Genomic DNA, 20,670 nt, shown 5'->3' on the forward strand with positions numbered 1-20,670 from the left:
CGCACGATGAAGACGCTTTTGTTCTGCACCAGCTATATGAAGGATGCCGATGCCTGGCAGCATCGATATCGGCGCTGGCTCGACTACTACCGGAACGGACCGATCAACGCCGACAAGATCCTCATGATCGACGACGGTTCGCCCTATCTGCCGCCGGCCGCGATTATCCAGACGGTGCCCGCGAACAGCGACCCTTCGGCGCATCAGGCCGTACACGGCATCGTGCGGTTCGATAAGAATCTGGGGCGGCAGAGCATGAGCCTGTATCCCGGATGGTGGCGCAGCTTCCTTCATTCGGTGACGATTGCGCGGGCCATGGGAGCGGACAAGATCGTCCATATCGAATCCGATGCCTACACGTTGAGCCAGCAACTCGTGGATTTCATCAATGACACGCGGTCGGGCTGGCATGTCATGTGGGCCCAGCGCTACGAGATGCCGGAGACTGCCATCCAGATCATTTGCCGGGATCAGTTCGAAGCGCTCGAAAAGCTCCGGGACGAACGTCCGAATCTGGATTTCCCGGACATTGCGGAACGCCTCTTGCCATTCACGTCGGTGAATCGGCAGTTCAAAGGGGATCGGTACAGCGAATTCAAACGCAACCGAGGCATCTTCCGCTCGAGAAAATTCAACTTTCTCCCGATCTTCCAGTGGGACTTCTTCTGGGAGCCGATTCCGGACGACGCTGACATCGCCACTCAGGTCGTTACGCGTCAGAAGGTCGCCTTCCGCGGCGCCTGAACGACGCCGCGTCAGCGCGGCCGCGTCCAGGACGGGCCGCCCAGCCCCCCTCTCGGTCAGCGTGAGCCGCTCGTTGCGGGCACGCCATCGCCGCCGTCACCGTCCGCGCCCCACGGCGCGACCTTCGGCAGCAGCAGCATGCCGGGCAGCGCAAGTGCCGTGCAAATGAGGAAGAACGTCAGCCAGCCAACGCCATCCACGATATAGCCGGTGCCTGCGTTGGCGAACGTGCGCGGCACCGACGCCAGACTCGTGAACAGCGCGAACTGCGTCGCCGTATAGCGTGGGTCTGTCGTGCGGGCGATGTATGCGGTAAATGCCGCCGTACCCAGCCCTGCTGTGAAAGCTTCAAACGCAATCACCGCACCGAGTCCCGTGACGACCGGTCCGGCTTCCGCGAGCCATGCGAAGCCGAGCACCGACACGAGTTGCAGCACCCCGAAGACCCACAGCCCGCGATTGATGCCGAGCTTGATCAGCCAGATCCCGCCGATGATGCCACCCGCCACGCTGGCCCACAGGCTTGTCGCCTTGGCCACGACGCCGATTTGCGTCTTCGTGAACCCCAGATCGAGATAGAACGACGTGGCCAGCGATGTCGCCATCGAATCGCCGAGCTTGTAGAGAAAGATGAACGCGAGCACCAGCAGCGCCTGCGACCAGCCGCCGCGCGTGACGAACTCGTGAAACGGCTCCACCACGGCCTCGCGCAACGTCTTCGGTGGCGTGCCGCGAATCTCCGGCTCCTTGACGACGAGCGTCATCACGATGCCCGGCAGCATGAACGCTGCCGTCACGAAGAACACCTGCGACCAGGGCAAATGGTCGGCCATGATGAGGGCTAGCGACCCCGGCACGAGCCCTGCCACCTTGTAGGCGTTCACGTGCATGGCCGTGCCCAGCCCCTGCTCACGGTCGGAGAGCAACTCGCGTCGATAGGCATCCAAACAGATGTCGAGACTCGCGCTGAAGAACGCCAGCGCCGCCGCCAGCGCGGCGATCGTCATCAGGTCGCGCTGCGGCGAATAAGTCCCCATGACCGCCACTGCGCCGGCCACCAGCAATTGCGTGACGAACATCCAGCCGCGCCGCCGGCCCGGCTTCCATCCGAAAACGTTGGGTGCGAAGCGGTCCATGAGCGGCGCCCACAGAAACTTCCACGTGTAGGGAAACTGGATCAGTGCGAACAGGCCGATCGACTTGAGATCCACGTGCTCGCTGCGCAGCCATGCCTGCACGAGATTGAGCAGGATGAACAACGGCAAGCCGGAGGTGAAGCCGAGAATCACGCAGATGAGCATCCGCGTGGGGTGAAAGACGCGCCCGTCGTCGGGCGGCAGCGAATCGGTCATGGAAAGGACAGTTGGGGCCAGCCGCCTGCGGTGCGCGGCACCCGGCCCCCGGGTGTCTTCAGCCGTCAGGGGCCCGGCGCTTCGCTGCCCCGTTAGCTGCCGTCGGTTCAGGAACGCTTGACGCGATAGACCGCAAGACTACCACGCCAGTTCGCGCCCACGGACACGAGTCGCCCGTTATGCAGCACGGCGCGATCGAGAATCTTCACGCCGACATCCGGCGCCAGCGCCTCGAAGTCCTTGATGGTCAGCACACGCACGTTCGGCGTGTTGTGCCACTGAAACGGCAGGCTCTTCGACACCGGCATGCGGCCCCGCAACACCGACAGGCGGTGCGGCCAGTATCCGAAGTTCGGGAACGACACGATCGCCTCGCGCCCGACGCGCACCGTCTCGCGCAGAATATCCGCCGTACGGTGAATGGTCTGCAACGTCTGCGACAGGATGACGGTATCGAAACTCTGATCCTCGAAGAGCTTCAGGCCGTCTTCCATATTCTGCTGAACGACGTTGATGCCGCGCTGTGCCGAGGCGAGCACCCCGGCATCGTCGATCTCGATGCCGTAGCCGCTCACGTCGAGCTCATCCATCAACAGGCGCAGCAGCGAGCCGTCGCTGCATCCGAGATCGAGCACCTGTGACGACGGTTCGATCCATCGCGCGATGACCCGGAAATCCGGCCGGTCGGACAGCGACGCCGAAATACGGTCGCGCGACGCGGCCAGATGCGCAGCCTGAGCGGTGGTGACCGGTACAGTGGGCTGACTCATACCCCAACCTCCTCGGCGATACGTTCGTAATAGGCGCGCACCAGATTGTGATAGCGCGAATCGGTGAGCAGGAAGGCGTCGTGGCCGTGCGGCGCATCGATCTCCGCGTAGCTCACGGTGCGGCGCGTATCGAGCAGCGCCTTGACGATCTCGCGCGAGCGAGCGGGCGCAAAACGCCAGTCGGTCGTGAACGACACGATGAGGTACTTGGCCGTGGTGTGGGACAGCGCCTTCGCCAGGTCGCCGCCCACGGTGCGCGCCGGGTCGAAGTAATCGAGCGCGCGCGTAATCAGCAGATAAGTATTGGCGTCGAAATACTCGGCGAATTTATCGCCCTGATAGCGCAGGTACGACTCCACTTCGAACTCCACGTCGAAGCTGAAGCGATAGCCATCGTCCTGCCCGTTGCCATTGCCCTCGGCTTTCACGCCGTCCACCAGCGCTTCGGCGCGGCGCAACGCCCGGCCGAACTTGGTCGCCATGTCCTCATCGGACAGATAGGTGATGTGACCGATCATGCGCGCCACCCGCAGCCCGCGACGCGGCACCACGCCGTGTGCGTAATAATTGCCGCCGTGGAAATCCGGATCGGAAAGGATGGCCGAGCGCGCCACTTCGTTGAACGCGATGTTCTGTGCAGAGAGCTTCGGCGTGGAAGCGATCACCAGACAGTGACCGACACGCTCGGGATACATGATGCTCCACGCGAGCGCCTGCATGCCGCCGAGACTGCCGCCCATCACCGCAGCAAATTTGTGAATGCCGAACGCGTCGGCCACGCGCGCCTGCGCGTTGACCCAGTCTTCCACAGTCACGACAGGGAAGCGCGCGCCGTAGGGCGTGCCGGTCGCTTCATCGAGGCTCATCGGTCCGGTCGAGCCGAAGCACGAGCCGAGGTTGTTCACCCCGATGACGAAGAACCGATTGGTGTCGAGCGGCTTGCCGGGACCGACCATGTTGTCCCACCAGCCGATGTCCTTGGGATTGTCGGCGGCGATACCGGCGACGTGATGCGACGCATTGAGCGCGTGACAAACCAGCACCGCGTTGCTGTGATCGGCATTCAATTCGCCATAGGTCTCGACCATCAGGTCGTAGCCCGCGAGTGTGCTGCCGTTCTGCAGCGCCAGCGGCTCAGCGAAATGCATCCGCTGCGGCGTGACGATTCCGATTGAAGATTCCATAAATCCCTGTCCGAAACATGCCGTGGCCGGCGTCGCTGTCGAGAATGATCGACGGACGGCGTCCTGAAGCGTTCTGTGCGGGAAAAGGGGTCGACGGAAAAACGGCGGGGTGCGCGCGAACGACCTCTTTAGCCGCATTTTTAATGAATGCCACTGCCCGGGAAACCCCGGCAGCGTCATCCGCGCGCCCGCAAGCGAGTCACCAAATCGGCGCGCCAATCACCGCGACAGGGCCGGTCCAAAGCGCCGGCGGCCCCGTCACGGGTTGCAAAAGTATAGCGTAATCTGCGCCGAGGGCGCAGACCCCCCGGTCTTAGCGCAGAAGCGCGGCGACCTGCGGCTCGGCACCTTCGGCGGGCGAGCGTTTGAAGCCGCTCTTCGCGAAGCGATGCCAGCGGCCAAGCACGTAGGACACGAGCAGGTTGGCGCGCGAGTTGGCGTCGAACGTCTCGGGCAACGTGCCCTGCGCAGCCGCCAGACGCAGCACCTGGCGCAGCGACGCCTCGATGCGGTCGAGCAACTGGTTCATACGCTCTTGCAAACGCTCGTGCTCACCGACGAGCGCTTCGCCGGTCAGCACCCGTGTCATGCCCGGGTTCTTCTCGGCGAAACCGAGCAGCATCAGCACGATGGCGCGCGCTTGTGTCACGCCGTCCTGATCCTGCGCGGAGATCTGATTGATCAGACCGAAGATGGTCTGTTCGATGAACTCGATCAGGCCCTCGAACATCTGGGCCTTGCTTGCGAAGTGGCGATAGAGTGCGGCTTCGGAGACATCGAGGCGCGCGGCGAGCGCGGCCGTGGTGATCTTCTCGCCCTTGGGCGTCTCGAGCATGGCCGCGAGGGTCTGCAGCACCTGCACGCGGCGCTCGCCCGGCTTCGGGCGGGTTGTCTTTACCGGCGCGGGCGCGGCCTCCAGCGCATCGGCAGCGCCGTACCCGGCACCGCTCGAAGAATTTTCCTGCTGCATCGTCTGGTCGTTATCGGTAGGGATTTGATTGTCGGGCTGCCTGGGCTAAGACCCCGGTCGCTAGGCGCGCCCGTAACTCGCGCAGAGATTGTACTTGGATATCCACGTAGTGTGGGCGCCCACTGCGCGGCATCGCGTCGCCAAGGCTGTTTCTGACCGGCAGATGCCCCGTGATCCAGACCGTCCTGATGCCGAAATGCCGCAAGTGCTTCAGGTGCGAACGCGTGTCCTCGACCAGCCAGGTGCGATGCGGTGCAAGTCCCTCGCGCACCAGCAGCCGGCGCAACATGATCGCGTCGGGCTTGGCTCGCCAGGCACGCCGGTCCGCCATGTCCTCGATGCTCACGCAGCGCTCGAAATGGCGCCGGATGCCCAGCGCTTCAACGATCGGCAGCGCGTAGTGCGCGGGCGCGTTGGTCAGCAGAATCTTGCGCCCCGGCAGTCCGGCGAGCAGACGGGCGAGACCACGCTCGGCGCGCAGCACCTCAACGAGCGGCGGCAACTCGTGGACACGCGCCAGAAACTCGTGCGGATCGATGGCGTGATGTTTGATGAGGCCGAGCAGCACCGCCCCGTATCGCTCCGTATAGGACGTGCGCAGGCGATTGGCCTCATCCTGCGACAGGCCCAGCTTCTCGACGATATAGGCAGTCATCGCGCGGTTGATGCGCGGAAAAATCGCGTGCGACGCGCGATGCAGCGTGTTGTCCAGATCGAACAGCCAGACCGGACCGCGCGCGCCGTGTTCGCTGCGCGCACGAGGCGCCCGGCGTCGCCGGCTCAGAACGTGAGAAGAAGGCACGGAGATAGCGAACTCATGCGAGGAGATACGTGAAGATGACCACACCGCCTGGGGCACTAGCCCTGTTTGCCGGAGAGCGCGGTGCAGCCACGGCAAGGCACGATGCTAGCGCGCGAGGCTCGCTTTGACAAATCGGCCGAGCCGGCCTGATGGCCGTACCGGCGACCCGAGGTCTGCCTGCGCTACCCGCTTACCCGCTTACCCCCTTTATACGCTTACCCGCTTATCCGCTCACCCGCTCACCGTCGTGCCCGCAGCGCGACTTGGCCCGCATGCGTAGCAGACTCACCCCGCCGCCAACCGCGGCCAGAACGGTCGCCGTCACCATCGCGGCGCGCGCCCCGTCATCCCCATAGAGGTCGAAGAGCAGCGCCACGACCGCGGCACCGAGCGTCATGCCGACCGTGCGTGCAATCGTCATCAGCCCGCTCGCCGCACCGCTTCGCTCACGCGGCGCCCCCATCATGATGATGCGATTATTGGGCGTCTGAAAGAAACCGAACCCCAGCCCGCAAACCGCCATGCGCGCGGCAATGCCCCAATCCCCGGCATCCACCGGCAGCCACGCCAGCGAGGCGAGTCCCAGCGCGAACACCCCCAGCCCGAGGGCACTCATGCGGGCGCTGTCGAAGCGATCCGACAGTCGTCCGGCAAGCGGCGCGATGAACACGATCACCAGCGGCCACGGCGTGATGAGCAAACCGGTCGCGCCCTCGCTGCGCGAGAGGGTGTGTTGCAGCAGGAACGGCATGCCGACGTACGACAGTGTCTGCGACATATAGCACGCCACCGACGTGAGCGACGAGAGCGCCAGCACCGGCACGCGCATCAGATCGAGCGGCAGCAACGGTGTCGCGAGAGTGCGTTGGTGGCGCACGAGAATCATTGCCACCACAAGACCGAGCACGATCTGCAGCGCCGCCACTCCGTGATGCCCTCCCTCGCCCACATGCCCCACCCCAACGATGACGAGCGCGAGCGCGGCCGCGTTGAGCAAGGCACCGGGCACATCGATGCGGCGCTCGGCCCCCGGCGTGTGCGGCAGAAATCGGTAGGACGCGGCAAACGCGATCAGCCCGATCGGCAGATTGATGGCGAACAGCCAGCGCCAGTCGCCAAGCGACAGGATGACGGCTGCCACGCTGGGTCCGGCAGCCGTCGATAACGCCACGGTAAGCGCGAGCAGTGAAATGGCACGCCCACCCATCTGGGGCGGAAACACCATGCGCAGCAACGCGGGCACGATGGTCGACATGCACGCGCCGCACAGACCCTGCACCACACGCGCCGCGACAAGCCAGGCGAGACTCGGTGCAAGGGCGCAGCCGACCGAAGCGAGCGTGAAGCCGGCCACGCCGAACAGGAAGACGCGCCGATAGCCGAGCTTCTCGCCGAGCGCCGCCAGCGGCAGCACGGCCATCGCGAAAATCAGTTGATATGCGTTGACGACCCACACGGTCGACGCCGGATCGGCCACGAGATCGCGCGCGATGGTCGGCAGCGCGACATTGGCGATGGACGCGTCCAGATTCCCGAGGAAGGTCCCCATCAAAATGGACGGCACGGCGATACGCCTGGCACTCGCCGCCATTCCTTCGGCGAGCGGCGCGGAGGGTGCCTTCGGTTGGGTCATACGCAGATCATTGAGAGGCAGGTTCGGAACACAAAACGCACAGCAGGCGAGGAAGGTACACGCGGGGGAATTCCGCGTACAGCGGAAAAAATGCGGCCCGGGAAGACCTTCGCTTGCGGCGAGTCTCATTGCCCGGGCCGGGCAGGAAAATCATGCGCAATGGCGCAGCTCGGGGAATGTTCGGCTGCGCACGGTCATGCCGCACGACGTCTGCCGGATCACTCTCTCGTGGCGCGCGGCACCGCCACCACGTCGTATGCCGCGCAGCAGGGAGTGACGCAGCATCGCATCACGCGTGAAACGCCCCCCCGGACGTTTCACGCGCGTCAATCGCTCGCGATGCCGCGCTTTCTGGCGTCGTCAGAGCCACCGCTCAGAACGTGTGCTGGATGCCCAGCATCGTACCGAACTGATTGCCACCGGTGACGACCGAGCCGCCTGCGGCAATGGCCACGGCGCCGTTCTGGCTGTTCGCCACCCAGCCGGCCATGCCATACAGCGACGTGCGCTTCGAGAGCGAGTAGGTGGCGCGGCCGATAAGCATCGTGGCGTTGGCGCGGCTCTTCAACTGATAACGAATGGCCTGCGCGTCGAACGCCCAGGTGATCGTCGGCAGATAGGTGAAGCCGATGAAGTAGATGTCCGAGCGCAGCGATGCTGCGTCGGCGCTCACGTTGCGGTGAATCCAGCCGCCGCCCACGCGACCCGTCGACCACTTGTAGTAAGCATTGACGACCGAGTGCGAGTCGGTGTACTTCGCGCTGGTCAGCGGTGCCGCGGCGCCCGTGTTGCCGCGCATCTGGTCATACGAGGCCGAGATGCCGAAGTTCTCGTAGTCGTAGCCGATCAGGCCGGTGAACTGCTTGCACGCCTGGTAGTTGCCCGCCACGTTGCCCGCGCAGTTCGTGGCCGACGGCCCCCCTGCGGCCGAGCCGTCGCGTCCAAAGCTGTACGTCGCGCCGAGCGTGACGCCGGAGAACTTGCCCATATAGCCGACGGCGCTGTCGCTACGTGCGTTGGCGATGTATGGGTCGATACTGGCCAGCGAGAAGATCGACGGTCCGATCACGTCGGCGTTGCCCGTGACATAGAACGTCATGTTGTTCTGACGGCCAATGAGGAACGTACCCCATGCGCCCGACAGCCCCACGTTCGCCTGACGGCCGAACAGACGCCCGCCGTAGTTCAGGCTGCCGGTGCCCGGCTGGAAGCCGTTTTCCAACGTAAAGACGGCCTTCAGACCACCGCCCAGATCCTCGACACCCTTGAAGCCAAAGCGCGACGGCACCTTGCCCGTGAGCGTCGGCTCGCCGATGAAGCTGCCGCCCCCGGCGGCGTTGTTGTAGTAAGCGACACCGGTATCGACGATCCCGTACAGCGTCACGTTGCTTTGAGCGTGAGCCAGGCCTGCACCCAGCAGCAGGCCAGCGGCCAATGCGTGTTTCACTTTCACTTCTGTCCCCTTGTTTTTGAAATACACAGCAACTACAGACTTCAACCTCCGGACCGGTGGCAATGTCGCCGGCCCAGCCTTTTTCAAGACGGCACTACGGCCGACTCAGGTACTGCCCTTTCCCTGCGCTTGTTGCGCTGCCGGGTGATCGCTGCCGCCTCCTGAACTACGCTTTCGGCATCGATCCCCGGTGATTTTTGGCGCGACGTGCGGTGCTGTTTTTTCCTCACGCCTCGCGAATGAAAGTGAAACGCGCTTCACGGCGGGCAATGCGCCAGCCCTGCACGGTCCGGACAAACGTATCTTCGAATTCCCCCATCACCTGCCGGCCCTGCGCCGGACGGCCGAACGGCCCCGGCGTGTCCTGCGCCGATCCGCTCCAGAGCAGCACCGTGCTGCTGCCGATCGCCCCCGTGGGCGACGTCACGTCGATCAGCACGTTGCCCACGAGATGGCGCGTGAGCCGGTCCGCCGGCCGGTCGGCATAGGCGGCCGCAATGGCGGCCGGTCCGACGAGCGTGTCGCCATTGGGGCGCACGAGCACGCCTTCGTCGGCGAACAGCGCGGCGAGTCCTTGCGGATCGCGCCGGTCGTTACACGCCACGAAGCGCATCACGAGGTCGTGGCACGCTTGTTTCGCGAGCAGCACGTCGAGCGCCTTCGGATCGACGCCGGATGTCATGTCCTGATGCGTGGTGTCGTGCGTCATGCTGGCCGCTCCTTTGCGAGTGCTTCGGAAGACGCCGGACGCGCGAGCCACGCATGCATGGCATCGGCCACGTCTTGCGGTCGCTCCATCGGGCTCATATGACCGCTGTGTTCGACGACGTGCAGCACGGCGTCCGGCATCAGGGCGGCCATGATTTCGTGTCGCGCGAGCGGGCTCCAGGTGTCCTGACGTCCGCACAGCACGAGCGTCGGACAACGCACCTCGCCGAGCAGCGACGTCGCATCCGGCCGTCCGAGCAGCGCATGAATCTGTGCGGCGAACTGATCGGGATTGCTGCGCTCGATCATGTCGAGAATCGCATCGAAGAGCGGCGTGCCGATCTGGTCGGGATGCACCATGCCGGTCGCCCACACCTGTCCCATCGCACGCATACCGGCCTCGCGCGCACGAGCGAGCAATGCCGCGCGCCCACTGCGCTCCTTATCGGCAGCTTCGCCATCGGGCAGCGCCTGATAACCGGTGTCGAGCAGCGCGAGATGCGTCACGCGCTGCGGAGCGCGACGCACGACTTCGAGCGCTACGCGTCCGCCCATCGAATGCCCGGCGAGGGCGAAGCGCGGCTCGGACGTACTCGCCAGCACGTGATCGGCCATCGCCTCGATGCTGTCGAGTGCGCCCCACGCGGGAACGCGGCAATCGTATTGCGGCAGCAGCGCGGCAGTCGCGGCCCACGCCACCTGGTCGCAAAGCAAGCCGGGAAGCATGAGCAACGGGGGACGTTCGATGGTCATGACTTCCCTCCCTGCGCCCAGACTCGAGCGGGTATGCAAACCTCACCGTCGAACAGCCAGCGAGCAGTGCGCAATAGTCCGGCGCCGGTAACGTCCGGCCCGCCGTCGACACCGGCGCCAAGTACCAGACGCACCGTGAATTCGCCCGTCGGATGTTCGATGGCAAGCAGCGGAGCGTCGCCGTCAGGCACCACCGCCATCTCGTGGCAGACGGTGCCCGGCAGTGCTGCGGCCGTCGCTACACTGACCGCTGCCAGCACGCCAATGGACGAGTGGCAACGGTGCGGAATGAAACAACGCGTCGCGAGCGCACCACCGGCCTGCGGCGGGGCAACGAGACACATTTTGGGCACCGTGCGCGAGCGCACGTCGCCGAGATTCATGCGCGGACCGGCGGCCAGACGAATCGCCTCGATCCTGTCTCGCATGTCCTGAAACGCCGCGCCCGATTCGAGCTGTTCGCAGGACTCCGCGCCGGTACTCCCCAGGTCTGCCGCGCGCATGAGCACGAGCGGCATACCGTTGTCGATGCACGTCACCGTGACGCCTTCCACGACATCCTGACGTTGCCCGGTCGGAAACAGCGCGCCGCAAGACGAGCCTGCCGTGTCGCGGAACATCAACGGCACCGGGGCGGCCGTACCCGGCACGCCGTCGATGGCGACGTCGCCGTCGTACTTCACTACGCCGCCCGGGGTCTGCACGGTCGCGACTGCCACCTGCCCGGTATTGACCATGTGAATGCCGACGTCGGTCACGTCCCCTGCGGTGGCTACGAGCCCCCGCTCGATCGCAAACGGTCCCACGCCTGCCAGGAGGTTGCCGCAGTTCTGTCCGTAGTCGACACGCGCTTCGTCGACCACGACCTGTGCAAAGAGATAGTCGACGTCCGCATCGGGCCGCGTGGCGCGAGACACGATGGCGACCTTGCTCGTGAGCGGATTCGCACCGCCCATCCCATCGATCTGACGGTCGTCGGGCGAGCCCATCGCTGCGAGCAGTACGGCGTCGCGCGCGGCAGCATCGGCAGGCAGATCGTCCGCGAGGAAGTACAGCCCCTTGGAGGTGCCTCCCCGCATGACCGCCGCGCGGATACGCGTTTGAGAATGCTTCATGTCGGTCAAGTCGCCGTCCTCACTCGCCTTGCAGCTCGTCGAGCGAGTCGACGTAGCGCAAGCCCTTCGCGGCGAGACGCTCGCGCATCTTGTAATAGTCCAGCCCCAGCGTGCCGCCCGCGAGCACACCGCGTTTGTAGGCTTCATCGGCACCGCGTGCGGCGGCGGCCTTGGCAACGATCTGCGCGGTGGCGAACGGCACCACGACCACACCGTCGTCGTCGGCCACGATCACGTCGCCCGGGTTCACGATCTGGTTGGCGCAGACGACCGGCACGTTCACCGAGCCGAGCGTCTCCTTGACCGTGCCTTGCGACGAAATGGCCTTCGACCACACCGGGAACTGCATCTCGGTGAGCGTGCCGATGTCTCGGCACCCGGCGTCGATGATGAGTCCGGCCACGCCGCGTGCTTTCATCGACGTGGCGAGAAGATCGCCGAAATAACCGTCGTCGCAGGGCGATGTCACGCCCACCACGACGATGTCGCCCGGCTGCGCCTGTTCCACCGCAACGTGCAGCATCCAGTTGTCCGAGGGCGGTGCCAGCACCGTCACGGCGCTGCCTGCGACGGCGGCGCCCGCGTAGATCGGACGCAGATAGGTAGCCATCAAGCCGAGACGGCTTTGCGCTTCGTGTACGGTCGCGCTGCCTGCGCTGCGCAGAATGTCGAGCGTAGCGGCATCGACCCGGGGAATCTGACGAACGACGACGCCGCGAATCATGACAGTTGCTCCGTGACGACCGGCGTGAGGCGCATCAGCCCTTCCGCGTATTTGATGTCGCGCGCAGCCGTGATGCCGATGTTGCGCTTGGCTTGCACACCGCGTTGCAACGCCACGCGCGTGTAGTAATCCCACAAGTGCTCCTGACCGGCCATGCACTCGATAGCGGCGCGCTTCTTGTCCCACACCGGCGTGATATCCACGAAGGTGTTCGGAATCCATTCGCACTGCTCGGTCTGATGCGGCTCGAACGCGAGCACCGCCGGGGCGCCGATGATTTTCTCGCCCGGCTTGTGGCCTTCGGCCTGCGCAATCACGCGCGCTTCCTGCGTGACGTGCATCGCCAGCGGATGATCGAAGTTGTACGGGTCCTTTTCCGAATGACTCAGCACGAACGACGGTTGCACGTCGCGATAAATGTCGACGAGCCGGAACAACGTCTCATCGGACACCCGCATCGGGTAGTCGCCGATGTCGAGGAATTCGATCTCCGCGCCGAGGATGTCGGCGGCGCGCTGCGCCTCTTCGCGACGCGCAGCCTTGACCTTCGCTTCCGTCATCTCTGCGCCTTTGCGCCAGAGCTTGGCCGACTCGCCGCGCTCGCCAAACGACAGGCAGACGATTTTCATGCGATACCCCTGAGCAACGTGCGTGGCAATCGTGCCCGCAGCGCGCCAGACAAAGTCCGCCGAATGCGCGCTGACGACGAGGCCTGCCAATGCGCGCGAAGAGGTGTTCTGTGATGTGCTCATGTGATTGACGTCAATACGTGTTGTGGGCTGCCTGTTCAGGCGCTTTCCAGTCCGACCAGCGTGGCGAGCAATTCCGGCGACGCCGCGAGTTCACTGCTGCGCCCGGCCCAGACCTCGCGGCCCCGGTCGAGCACCAGCGCCCGGTCGGTCAGCTCCAGCCCCAGTTCCGCGTGCTGCTCCACGAGCACCACGCCCATGCCGCCATCGGCGCGCAACTTCCAGAACGCGTCGACCAGTTGATCGACGATCACCGGTGCGAGCCCTTCGAACGGCTCGTCGAACAAAATCACGCGGGGATTGCCGATCAGCGCACGGCCGATGGCGAGCATCTGCTGCTCACCGCCCGAGAGCTGGTTGCCGAGGTTGCGGCGCCGTTCGTGCAATCGCGGGAACAGGTCGTATACGCGATCGAGCGTCCAGTCGGCGTCGTCATTGCCCATGGCCGAGACTTGCAAGTTCTCTTCGACCGAGAGCGACTTGAAAATCTCGCGCTCCTGCGGCACCAGCGCCAGCCCGGCGCGGGCACGCTTGTACGCAGGCCACGACGAAATGTCGTCGCCGCGGTAGCGCACCGCCCCCCCGTGGCGCGTGGTCAGTCCCAGCAGGCTGAGCAACAGCGTGCTCTTGCCCACGCCGTTGCGGCCGAGAATGGCGACGGCTTCTCCCGTCCCCACGCGCAGGCTCAGGTCTTCGAGCACGATGGTCTCGCCGTACCCGGCACTCAGTGCGCCAACTTCGAGCAGCATGTCAGTCATGATGGCGACGCCCCAGATAAATGTCGCGCACACGCGGATCGCTGCGCACTTCGTCCTTCTCGCCTTCCATCAACACCGCGCCTTCGACCAGCACCGTGATGCGGCGCGCGAAGCGGAAGACCAGATCCATGTCGTGTTCGATGACCATCACCGCCACGTCTTCGGGCAGGCGTTCGAGCAGTTCGAACAGCTTGCGTCCCTGCCCCGACGGCACGCCTGCGACCGGCTCGTCGAGCAGCAGCACCTTGGGGTCGAGCGCCAGGCCCAGCGCGATCTCCACCTGACGGCGCTGGCCATAAGCCAACTCGTTGATACGCTTGCCTGCGAGGTCGAGCATGCCCAGCTCGCGCAGACGCTCCGCTGCCTCCTCCACCACCGCCGGACGGCTCGCGAGCGGCTTGCCGATACGGCCGTCGAGACCGCGCCGCGACGTAAGCGCGAGCGCCACGTTCTCGGCCACGGTAAGGGTGTCGAACAATGTATTGAGCTGAAACGTTCGAGCCAGCCCCAGCTTCACGCGCTTGTGCGACGGCATCGACGTCACGTCCGTGCCGCCCACGCGCACCACACCCGCGTTCGGCTTGAGCACGCCGGTAAGCAGATTCATCAACGTGCTCTTGCCTGCCCCATTCGGGCCGATCAACGCGTGCCGCGCACCGACGGGCAGCGACAGGCTGACGTTGCGGGTGACGTCCAACTGGCCAAAGCGCTTGGACAGTCCTTGAATTTCGAGTGCAGCGCTCACGGCGTCACCTCCTTGTCCGTGGTCGTTGCCTTGGCACTGCCAGCCTCCGGGGGCGTCGCGCCCTGACGAGGACGACGCAGGCGTGCCGCGAACCGATCCACCAGTCCGATCAGGCCATCGGGGGCGAAGCGCACCACGACGATCAGCAGCACGCCAAGCGCAGCGAGCCAGTTCGTCGGGTCGATCGCCGCGATGCGGTCGGACAGCACCATGAACACGACGGCGCCAAGCACCGCGCCATACAGACGCCCAGTGCCGCCCAACGCGAGCATCACGAGAACATTGGCCGAAAGCGTGAACGACAAGGTGTCGAGCGCGACAATGTTGTTCACCTGCGCCGACAGCGCACCGGCGACACCTGCGACAGCGGCAGCGAGGGTGTACAGCATCAGACGACGCAGCCCGACGCGCACACCGAGCAGCGACATGCGCATGGCGTTCTCCCGAATGCCCTGCACAGTCAGGCCGAACGGGGAATTCACGAGAAACTGTGTGAACAGATACACGACGAGCAGTACCGCCAGCGCATAGAGATACGCGGTGTGGCCGTAGATGTCGAACTCGAACAGACCGAGCAAGGGCGCAATGGTGTAGCCGGTCAGACCGTCGTCGCCCATCGTGATCGACTTGGCGACGTTACCCGCTTCGTAGAGCAGCGTGGCACACACCAACGTGAGCATGATCTGCGTGAGACCACTCACCCGCAGCACCACGACGCCGGTGATGAGTCCCACGACCGCCGCAACGACAGCGCCCGCCGCCAGACCCAGCAGTGGATTGGGCGACACGTGCAACGCAAAGAGTCCCGCCGCATAGGCCCCGCTACCGAAGAACGCGGCGTGCCCCAACGTCTCGATACCGCAATAGCCCTGCACCAGATCAAGCGAGAGCGCGAAGATGATCATGATCAGCACGCTCGTCGCGAGCGCGAGATACAGATCGGCGAAGAAGTAAGTGGCGACGGCGGCGGCGAGCAGCACCGCGTCGAGCGCGCCAAGACGCTTGCGACGCAGCGCAGGCGCGACCTGCGCCGCACCCGTGGCCGGCGGCAGAGGATTCATATGAGACATCGTCACCCTCCGCTCAGGCGCGGCCGACCAACCCTTGCGGGCGGATCAGCAGAATGGCCAGCACGGCCAGATAGATCATGAAGGCGCCGAGCGCGGGCACGTAGTAGCGGCCCAGCGTGTCGATCAGGCCCAGCAGCAATCCGGCGTAGAGCGAGCCGCGCAGACTGCCCAGACCACCGGCCGCCACGACGATCAGCACCAGCACCAGATACTTCAGGCCGTAGTACGGCTCGAGCGGCAGGATCTGACTCGACAGCGCGCCGCCCAGCCCCGACAGACCGCAACCGATGGCGAACGTAATCGAGAACACGAGCGGCACATCGATGCCGACGCAACGCGCCATGCGCGGGTTGTCGACGGCGGCGCGCAGCTTTGCACCGAACGGCGTGCGCTCCAGGCCCCACCAGATGCCCAGGGCCACGACCGCGCTGCACACCAGCGCGAAGATGCGATAGACGGACACCGAGAACGCGCCGAAGTCCCACGTGCCGCGCAGACCCTGCGGCACAGGAATCGTTTGCAGTTCGGTGCCGGCAAGATGCTTGGCAAGCGCGCAGATGATGAACGCGAGCCCGATCGTCATGAGCAACTGCCCAAGACCGTTGGCCGTGTAGACCCAGCGGTACAGCGTGCGCTCGAGCACGGCGCCCAGCACCATGGTGCCGGCCACGCCGACGAGCAGCGCGACGAAGAAATCGAGCCCGGCACGCTGCATGGCCCACAGCGTGAAATAACCGCCGATCATGGCGAAGGCGGAGTGCGCGAGGTTCACCACGCGCATGACACCCAGCGTGACGGTAAGACCCACGGAGATGAGGAACAGCAGCATCCCGTAGGCCACACCATCGATCGACAACGACAGGAAAGTGGCAAGCGATTGCGTCATGACAAATTACCGAACGAACTGAAAGACGACGCCTGCGTTACTTGGCAGCCACCTGGGGGTGGCTCACGTGCCACGGCTCGACCACGGACTTGTAGGTCTCGATCGGCTTGTTGCCGAGCTTTCCGTCGATGGTTTCCACGCGGCGGATATAGACGTTCTGGATGATTTCACGCGTCTTCGGATCGATCGACACCGGGCCGCGAGCGCTCGTCCAGGCGTAGCCCTTCACGGCGGCAACGGCCTTGTCGCCGTCCTTCTTGCCCTTGGTGGCCTTGATCATCTGAGCAATGAGCGTCATCGAGTCGTACGCCGACACCGAAGCGATCGACGGCAGTGCGCCCGGACCGTATTTCGCCTTGTAAGCCTTCACGAACGCGGTGTTCTCCGGCGACGTCAGATACGGCGAGTAGTGCAGCGCGGTGATCGTGCCCAGCGCGCTGTCGCCGATGGCCGGCAGGTCGGATTCCATCGTCTCCGTCGTGGCGAAGAGCCGGATACCGGCCTTGTCGAGTTCGCGTTCCTTGAACGCCTTCACGAAGCCTGCCGACATCGGGCCCACCGGCATGAACATGAAGACGGCATCCGGCTTCGCATCGCGCACACGCTGCAGGTAGCTCGAGAAATCCGTCGTACCCAGCGGCACCTTCACTTCGACCGCGACCTTGCCGCCCGCTTTCTTGAACGTCTCGCTGTACGCGTCGATGGCGTCGTAGCCGGTGGCGAAATCGGCCACCACGATGGCGGCGTTCTTCACGCCCTTGCTGGCGGCGTACTCCACGAGCGGCACGCTCACGGTCCATTGCGTGAAGCCCGTGCGCACAAAGTACGGCGACTTGAGCGTGACGTTGGAGGTGCCCGAGTTACCGATCACCAGCGGCGTCTTGGTCTGGTTGGCCACGTCGGCCATCGCCAGCACGTTCGGCGTGTACGAGCCGCCGAACAGGTACTGCACCTGATCGCGCACCACGAGTTCTTGCGCGAGCTGACGCGTGCGCTGCGGATTCACACCGCCTTCGTCGCGCTCCAGAATCACCAGCGTGTCGTCGCCGACCTTGTTCTTGTTCTGCTCGAGCCACAGGTTGATGCCGCGACGGTACTCCGTGCCCCACCACGACGCCGAGCCGGAGAACAGGCCCAGCACGCCGATCTTGATTTCCTCGGCGCGCGCCGAGACTGCGGTGAGTTGGCATACGCTCGCAAGTGCCACAGCGAGCCAGAGATGGCGCTTCATCATGGTGTCGTCTCCTCGTCGGCGTCGTGCGCCGCTCCGTTTTTTGATGTGGTGCGCCGGGGGTTGGCGCACCTTTTCAATGTGTTCGGAACAGCTTAGGCAGCCGAAGGCGACACGTCGAATGAAACTCCCGCGTCGAGCGTTGCGTTTTTCGTATATCCCCGAGATTTCCCCTACGTGATGTGACGTTTTTTGCGAGGGGAATTTCGCGCTGCGGGACACCTGACGTTCCCCTGGTGGAACGCCCGCCGCATAAGGCGCGGCGAGCGGTCGTCACTGATCGGCCTGCGATTCGGAAAGGGTTCGCGGGCGAATGCGGCGAGACATGCAACTCATGGCGAATCCGGCGATTTTCGCCGCGCTCGCCGGCGGCGTCACAAACACGCCGCGCGCCTTACGTCGGATGCTGCATCGTCGGCGCCAACGCGCGCAATTCATCGAGCAACTGCTCTGCGGCCGGAGACAGCAACCCTTCGCGGCGCGTGGCGACACCAATGGCGCGACGCGCGTGTTGCAGCGGCACCGGCACGACGGCTAGTTCCCCCGTGCGCAGCTCCGACGTGATCTGCACCGGCGAGAGCAACGCGAGCCGGTCGCTCGACGACAACAGTCCGCGTACCACCGGTGAGCTGCTCGCGTGGACCTGCGTCTGCGGCAGCGGCAGCCCTTCCGCATGAAACACGCGCTCGAAAACGCCGCGTGCCGGCGTACAGGGCAGCGGGCTCACCCAGCCGTACCCGGCAAGTTCCGCAAGCGTAGGCGCACGTCCCGACGTCAGACAAGGATGATCGGCTCGCGCGGCGACCGAGAGATGATCTTCGAACAGCGCCTCCTGACGGATGTCCGGCGGCACGTCGTTCGCGCGCAACGCGCCAACGATCATGTCGACATCCGCCTGTCGCAACTGCCGCACAAGCGCCTCGTAGGTGCCGTCAACGACTGTCACGCTCAGGTAGGGCGACTTGTGCAACAGGCTGTCGATCGCTTTGGGCAACAAGAAGCCGCTGGACAGTGGCAACGCCGCCACGATCACCGTGCCTTGCTGACGGCCGCCGAACGGCGCGAGTTCGTCTTCGGCAATCGCCAGTTCGGCAAGCGCCCGCTTGACGGGGCCGAGCAACGCCTGTGCCTCGTCCGTCAGACGTGTGCCGCGCGGCGTGCGTCGAAAGAGCTTGATGCCGATGAGATCTTCTAGCTGATCGAGATTGCGCTGGATCGTCGGCTGAGAACATTGCAGACGGCTCGCCGCCAGCGGCCCGCTCCCCAGCTCCGCCACGGCGATGAAACTCGTGAGTTGCTGAGGCGCGACGACTGCCGCGAAACGGCTCGCCGCGCGCGCACCGCCGTCGGCCTGCGACGCGGTGGCGGCGAATGCCTCGCGATAGCCGTTGGCCAGTTCGGCAAGCGCGCGCGTGGCGCGCACGCCGAGGCGTTGGCCCGCGGCATTCGGGATCAGGCCGCGCCCGCTGCGATGAAAAAGCGGGAAACCCAGCTCTGCCTCGATATCGGAGATCGAGCGAGCCACGGCCGACTGCGAGAGATGCAGCATGCGCGCCGCACGCGCGACCGAATCGCATTCGAGCACGGCGACCATCGCGCGCAAACCTCGCAGCTTGCGGCACAGCAGCATCGCTTCGTTGCTCTGCGGCGCACGGCTCCAGGTGCCGCGCTCGTGGCAGGCCAGCCGGGGCGCGGCCGGCGTGTTGGTCGAATCGATGGCGGTGTCGATGGACATGCCCGGTTCAGCGCATGGTCGGCACGCGGCGCGTGGCCATGAACTCGTCGAGCGTCTCGCCGCGCATGAGAGCATAGACTTCGAGATTGGTCTTGCGCACGACGCGGGCAAACTTCTCCAGCACGAAGAAATTCACACCATGACGCACGAGACCCAGCCAGTCCTGTGCCTGTATCATCGCCTGCTCGTCGGCAGTCAGCCCCGCGGCCGTCATCGCGGCAACGGGATCGCTCAGATAGGTTTCACGATTCTCTGCGCGAATCATGTGCCAGAAGAAGCGATTGAGTTTGAGCGTGCGGTGGCTCACGCGCAAGTCGAACGCGTACGTGCCGGTGATCGCCTCGATCCCTTCGAGTTGCGGATTCATGCGGCGTCCTCCTCGTAGAGCGCGACAGTCATGGCAGTCGTCGTCGCCAGGTAGTAGTTCAGATGCAGACGCTTGATGCGGGGCCCAAGCGCACCGCGCATCGACAGCCACATGATCTGCTCAACGCTCTCGGCACCGCCGCGCTCGACATAGTCCACATGCTTGAGTTCGGTCAGCTTTTCGGGCTGATGTTCGAGCAGCTCCAGAAATTCCCGATCCCACGCTTCGTCGTTGTAGCCCGCGCGCTCGCCATGAATCTGGTGCGAGAGACCACCGGTGCCCACCACGACCACGCGCAAATCCTCGGGATACGACTCAATGGCGCGGCGCACGGCCTGACCGAGGCGGTAGCAACGGCGGCCCGTCGGCAGCGGGTATTGCAGCACGTTGATGGCAATCGGCACGACCGTGCCGGGCCAGTCCGGCTTGTGCGGCCAGAGCAATGGCAACGGCGACGCGCAGCCATGATCGATGGGCTTGTCCTGGAACACGGTGATATCGAACTCGTCGTTCACCAGCGACTCCGCAATGTGGGCCTGCAATGCCACGTCGCCCCGAATCGGTGGCAGCGGACGCAGCCCCGCGCCTTCGTCGGCAATCGGGAACGACTCTCCCACGCCCAACGCGAACGTGGGGTACATGTCGAAGAAGAACGTCGTGGCGTGATCGTTGTAGAAAAACACGAGCACGTCGGCCTGCTTTTCGGCCAGCCACTTTGCTACGGGCTCGTAGCCCTGAAACAGCGGCGCCCATGCGGGGTCCTGCTGCTTGCCCTTGTCGTATGCCACGCCGATGGTCGGCACATGCGACGTACCGATCCCACCAATGATCTTTGCCACGCGAAGTCTCCGTCTTTTGTCTTGTGATGCCGGGCAGCCGAATGAAACCACCCGCATTTGTGCAGCGCCGAGTCTATCCGGG

At 64.9% G+C, this 20,670-nt stretch carries 21 protein-coding genes; 1 reads left to right on the forward strand and 20 read right to left on the reverse strand.

Features of this window, described 5'->3' with window-relative positions; translation table 11 throughout:
* The first annotated feature begins 6 nt into the window (after positions 1–6).
* The gene (locus PBR20603_RS02800; RefSeq protein ID WP_150557997.1) at positions 7–744 is read left to right on the forward strand and encodes a hypothetical protein; all 738 of its coding nucleotides are present in this window, start codon (positions 7–9) and stop codon (positions 742–744) included.
* A gap of 56 nt (positions 745–800) precedes the next feature.
* Here PBR20603_RS02800 and PBR20603_RS02805 read toward each other — a convergent pair whose 3' ends face one another.
* The 20 genes from PBR20603_RS02805 to PBR20603_RS02900 all read right to left on the reverse strand — a co-directional run bounded on the left by PBR20603_RS02805 (position 801) and on the right by PBR20603_RS02900 (position 20,588).
* A complete protein-coding gene (locus tag PBR20603_RS02805; protein ID WP_150557998.1) occupies positions 801–2,096 on the reverse strand; it encodes an AmpG family muropeptide MFS transporter in 1,296 nt (431 codons plus the stop codon).
* Between the two features lie 107 nt (positions 2,097–2,203).
* The gene (gene metW / locus PBR20603_RS02810; RefSeq protein ID WP_246174340.1) at positions 2,204–2,866 is read right to left on the reverse strand and encodes a methionine biosynthesis protein MetW; all 663 of its coding nucleotides are present in this window, start codon (positions 2,864–2,866) and stop codon (positions 2,204–2,206) included.
* The gene (gene metX, locus PBR20603_RS02815; RefSeq protein ID WP_150557999.1) at positions 2,863–4,050 is read right to left on the reverse strand and encodes a homoserine O-succinyltransferase MetX; all 1,188 of its coding nucleotides are present in this window, start codon (positions 4,048–4,050) and stop codon (positions 2,863–2,865) included. The genes metW and metX overlap by 4 nt, the downstream gene beginning before the upstream one ends.
* 313 nt (positions 4,051–4,363) lie before the next feature.
* The gene (gene slmA, locus PBR20603_RS02820; RefSeq protein ID WP_150558000.1) at positions 4,364–5,020 is read right to left on the reverse strand and encodes a nucleoid occlusion factor SlmA; all 657 of its coding nucleotides are present in this window, start codon (positions 5,018–5,020) and stop codon (positions 4,364–4,366) included.
* Positions 5,021–5,030: 10 nt separating this feature from the next.
* Positions 5,031–5,822 carry a pyrimidine 5'-nucleotidase gene (locus tag PBR20603_RS02825; RefSeq protein ID WP_246174341.1) on the reverse strand — a complete coding sequence of 264 codons (792 nt, stop codon included), beginning with the start codon at positions 5,820–5,822 and terminating at the stop codon, positions 5,031–5,033.
* A gap of 223 nt (positions 5,823–6,045) precedes the next feature.
* The gene (locus tag PBR20603_RS02830) at positions 6,046–7,455 is read right to left on the reverse strand and encodes an MFS transporter (protein ID WP_246174342.1); all 1,410 of its coding nucleotides are present in this window, start codon (positions 7,453–7,455) and stop codon (positions 6,046–6,048) included.
* Positions 7,456–7,828: 373 nt separating this feature from the next.
* Complete coding sequence (locus PBR20603_RS02835; protein WP_425495778.1) at positions 7,829–8,908, reverse strand: porin; 1,080 nt, start codon at positions 8,906–8,908, stop codon at positions 7,829–7,831.
* Positions 8,909–9,134: 226 nt separating this feature from the next.
* Positions 9,135–9,617: a nuclear transport factor 2 family protein gene (locus tag PBR20603_RS02840; protein ID WP_150558002.1), complete on the reverse strand. Its 483-nt coding sequence runs from the start codon at positions 9,615–9,617 to the stop codon at positions 9,135–9,137.
* Positions 9,614–10,369: an alpha/beta fold hydrolase gene (locus tag PBR20603_RS02845; protein WP_174977754.1), complete on the reverse strand. Its 756-nt coding sequence runs from the start codon at positions 10,367–10,369 to the stop codon at positions 9,614–9,616. The genes PBR20603_RS02840 and PBR20603_RS02845 overlap by 4 nt, the downstream gene beginning before the upstream one ends.
* Positions 10,366–11,484: a 4-oxalomesaconate tautomerase gene (locus tag PBR20603_RS02850; protein ID WP_150558003.1), complete on the reverse strand. Its 1,119-nt coding sequence runs from the start codon at positions 11,482–11,484 to the stop codon at positions 10,366–10,368. The genes PBR20603_RS02845 and PBR20603_RS02850 overlap by 4 nt, the downstream gene beginning before the upstream one ends.
* Before the next feature lie 19 nt (positions 11,485–11,503).
* The gene (locus PBR20603_RS02855; RefSeq protein ID WP_174977755.1) at positions 11,504–12,208 is read right to left on the reverse strand and encodes a 4-carboxy-4-hydroxy-2-oxoadipate aldolase/oxaloacetate decarboxylase; all 705 of its coding nucleotides are present in this window, start codon (positions 12,206–12,208) and stop codon (positions 11,504–11,506) included.
* Positions 12,205–12,960 carry a PIG-L deacetylase family protein gene (locus tag PBR20603_RS02860; protein WP_150558004.1) on the reverse strand — a complete coding sequence of 252 codons (756 nt, stop codon included), beginning with the start codon at positions 12,958–12,960 and terminating at the stop codon, positions 12,205–12,207. Before PBR20603_RS02860 ends, PBR20603_RS02855 begins: the two co-directional genes overlap by 4 nt.
* Positions 12,961–12,995: 35 nt before the next feature.
* Positions 12,996–13,715: an ABC transporter ATP-binding protein gene (locus PBR20603_RS02865; protein WP_150558005.1), complete on the reverse strand. Its 720-nt coding sequence runs from the start codon at positions 13,713–13,715 to the stop codon at positions 12,996–12,998.
* Entirely contained in the window at positions 13,708–14,460 is a 753-nt protein-coding gene (locus PBR20603_RS02870; RefSeq protein ID WP_150558006.1) for an ABC transporter ATP-binding protein, read from the reverse strand. Before PBR20603_RS02870 ends, PBR20603_RS02865 begins: the two co-directional genes overlap by 8 nt.
* A complete protein-coding gene (locus PBR20603_RS02875; protein WP_246174343.1) occupies positions 14,457–15,521 on the reverse strand; it encodes a branched-chain amino acid ABC transporter permease in 1,065 nt (354 codons plus the stop codon). Before PBR20603_RS02875 ends, PBR20603_RS02870 begins: the two co-directional genes overlap by 4 nt.
* A 22-nt stretch (positions 15,522–15,543) precedes the next feature.
* Positions 15,544–16,416 (reverse strand): branched-chain amino acid ABC transporter permease, encoded by an 873-nt coding sequence (locus tag PBR20603_RS02880; protein WP_150558008.1) that lies wholly within the window; start codon positions 16,414–16,416, stop codon positions 15,544–15,546.
* Between the two features lie 37 nt (positions 16,417–16,453).
* On the reverse strand, positions 16,454–17,650 hold the full coding sequence (locus tag PBR20603_RS02885) for an ABC transporter substrate-binding protein (protein WP_150558009.1): 1,197 nt from the start codon (positions 17,648–17,650) through the stop codon (positions 16,454–16,456).
* A gap of 391 nt (positions 17,651–18,041) precedes the next feature.
* Positions 18,042–19,382, reverse strand: coding sequence for a LysR family transcriptional regulator (locus tag PBR20603_RS02890; protein WP_150558010.1), 1,341 nt, complete (start codon positions 19,380–19,382; stop codon positions 18,042–18,044).
* Between the two features lie 7 nt (positions 19,383–19,389).
* Positions 19,390–19,749 carry a protocatechuate 3,4-dioxygenase gene (locus tag PBR20603_RS02895; RefSeq protein ID WP_150558011.1) on the reverse strand — a complete coding sequence of 120 codons (360 nt, stop codon included), beginning with the start codon at positions 19,747–19,749 and terminating at the stop codon, positions 19,390–19,392.
* Positions 19,746–20,588, reverse strand: coding sequence for a gallate dioxygenase (locus PBR20603_RS02900; RefSeq protein ID WP_150558012.1), 843 nt, complete (start codon positions 20,586–20,588; stop codon positions 19,746–19,748). Before PBR20603_RS02900 ends, PBR20603_RS02895 begins: the two co-directional genes overlap by 4 nt.
* Positions 20,589–20,670 lie beyond the last annotated feature (82 nt).

Source organism: Pandoraea bronchicola (assembly GCF_902459805.1).
Taxonomy (GTDB): Bacteria; Pseudomonadota; Gammaproteobacteria; order Burkholderiales; family Burkholderiaceae; genus Pandoraea; species Pandoraea bronchicola.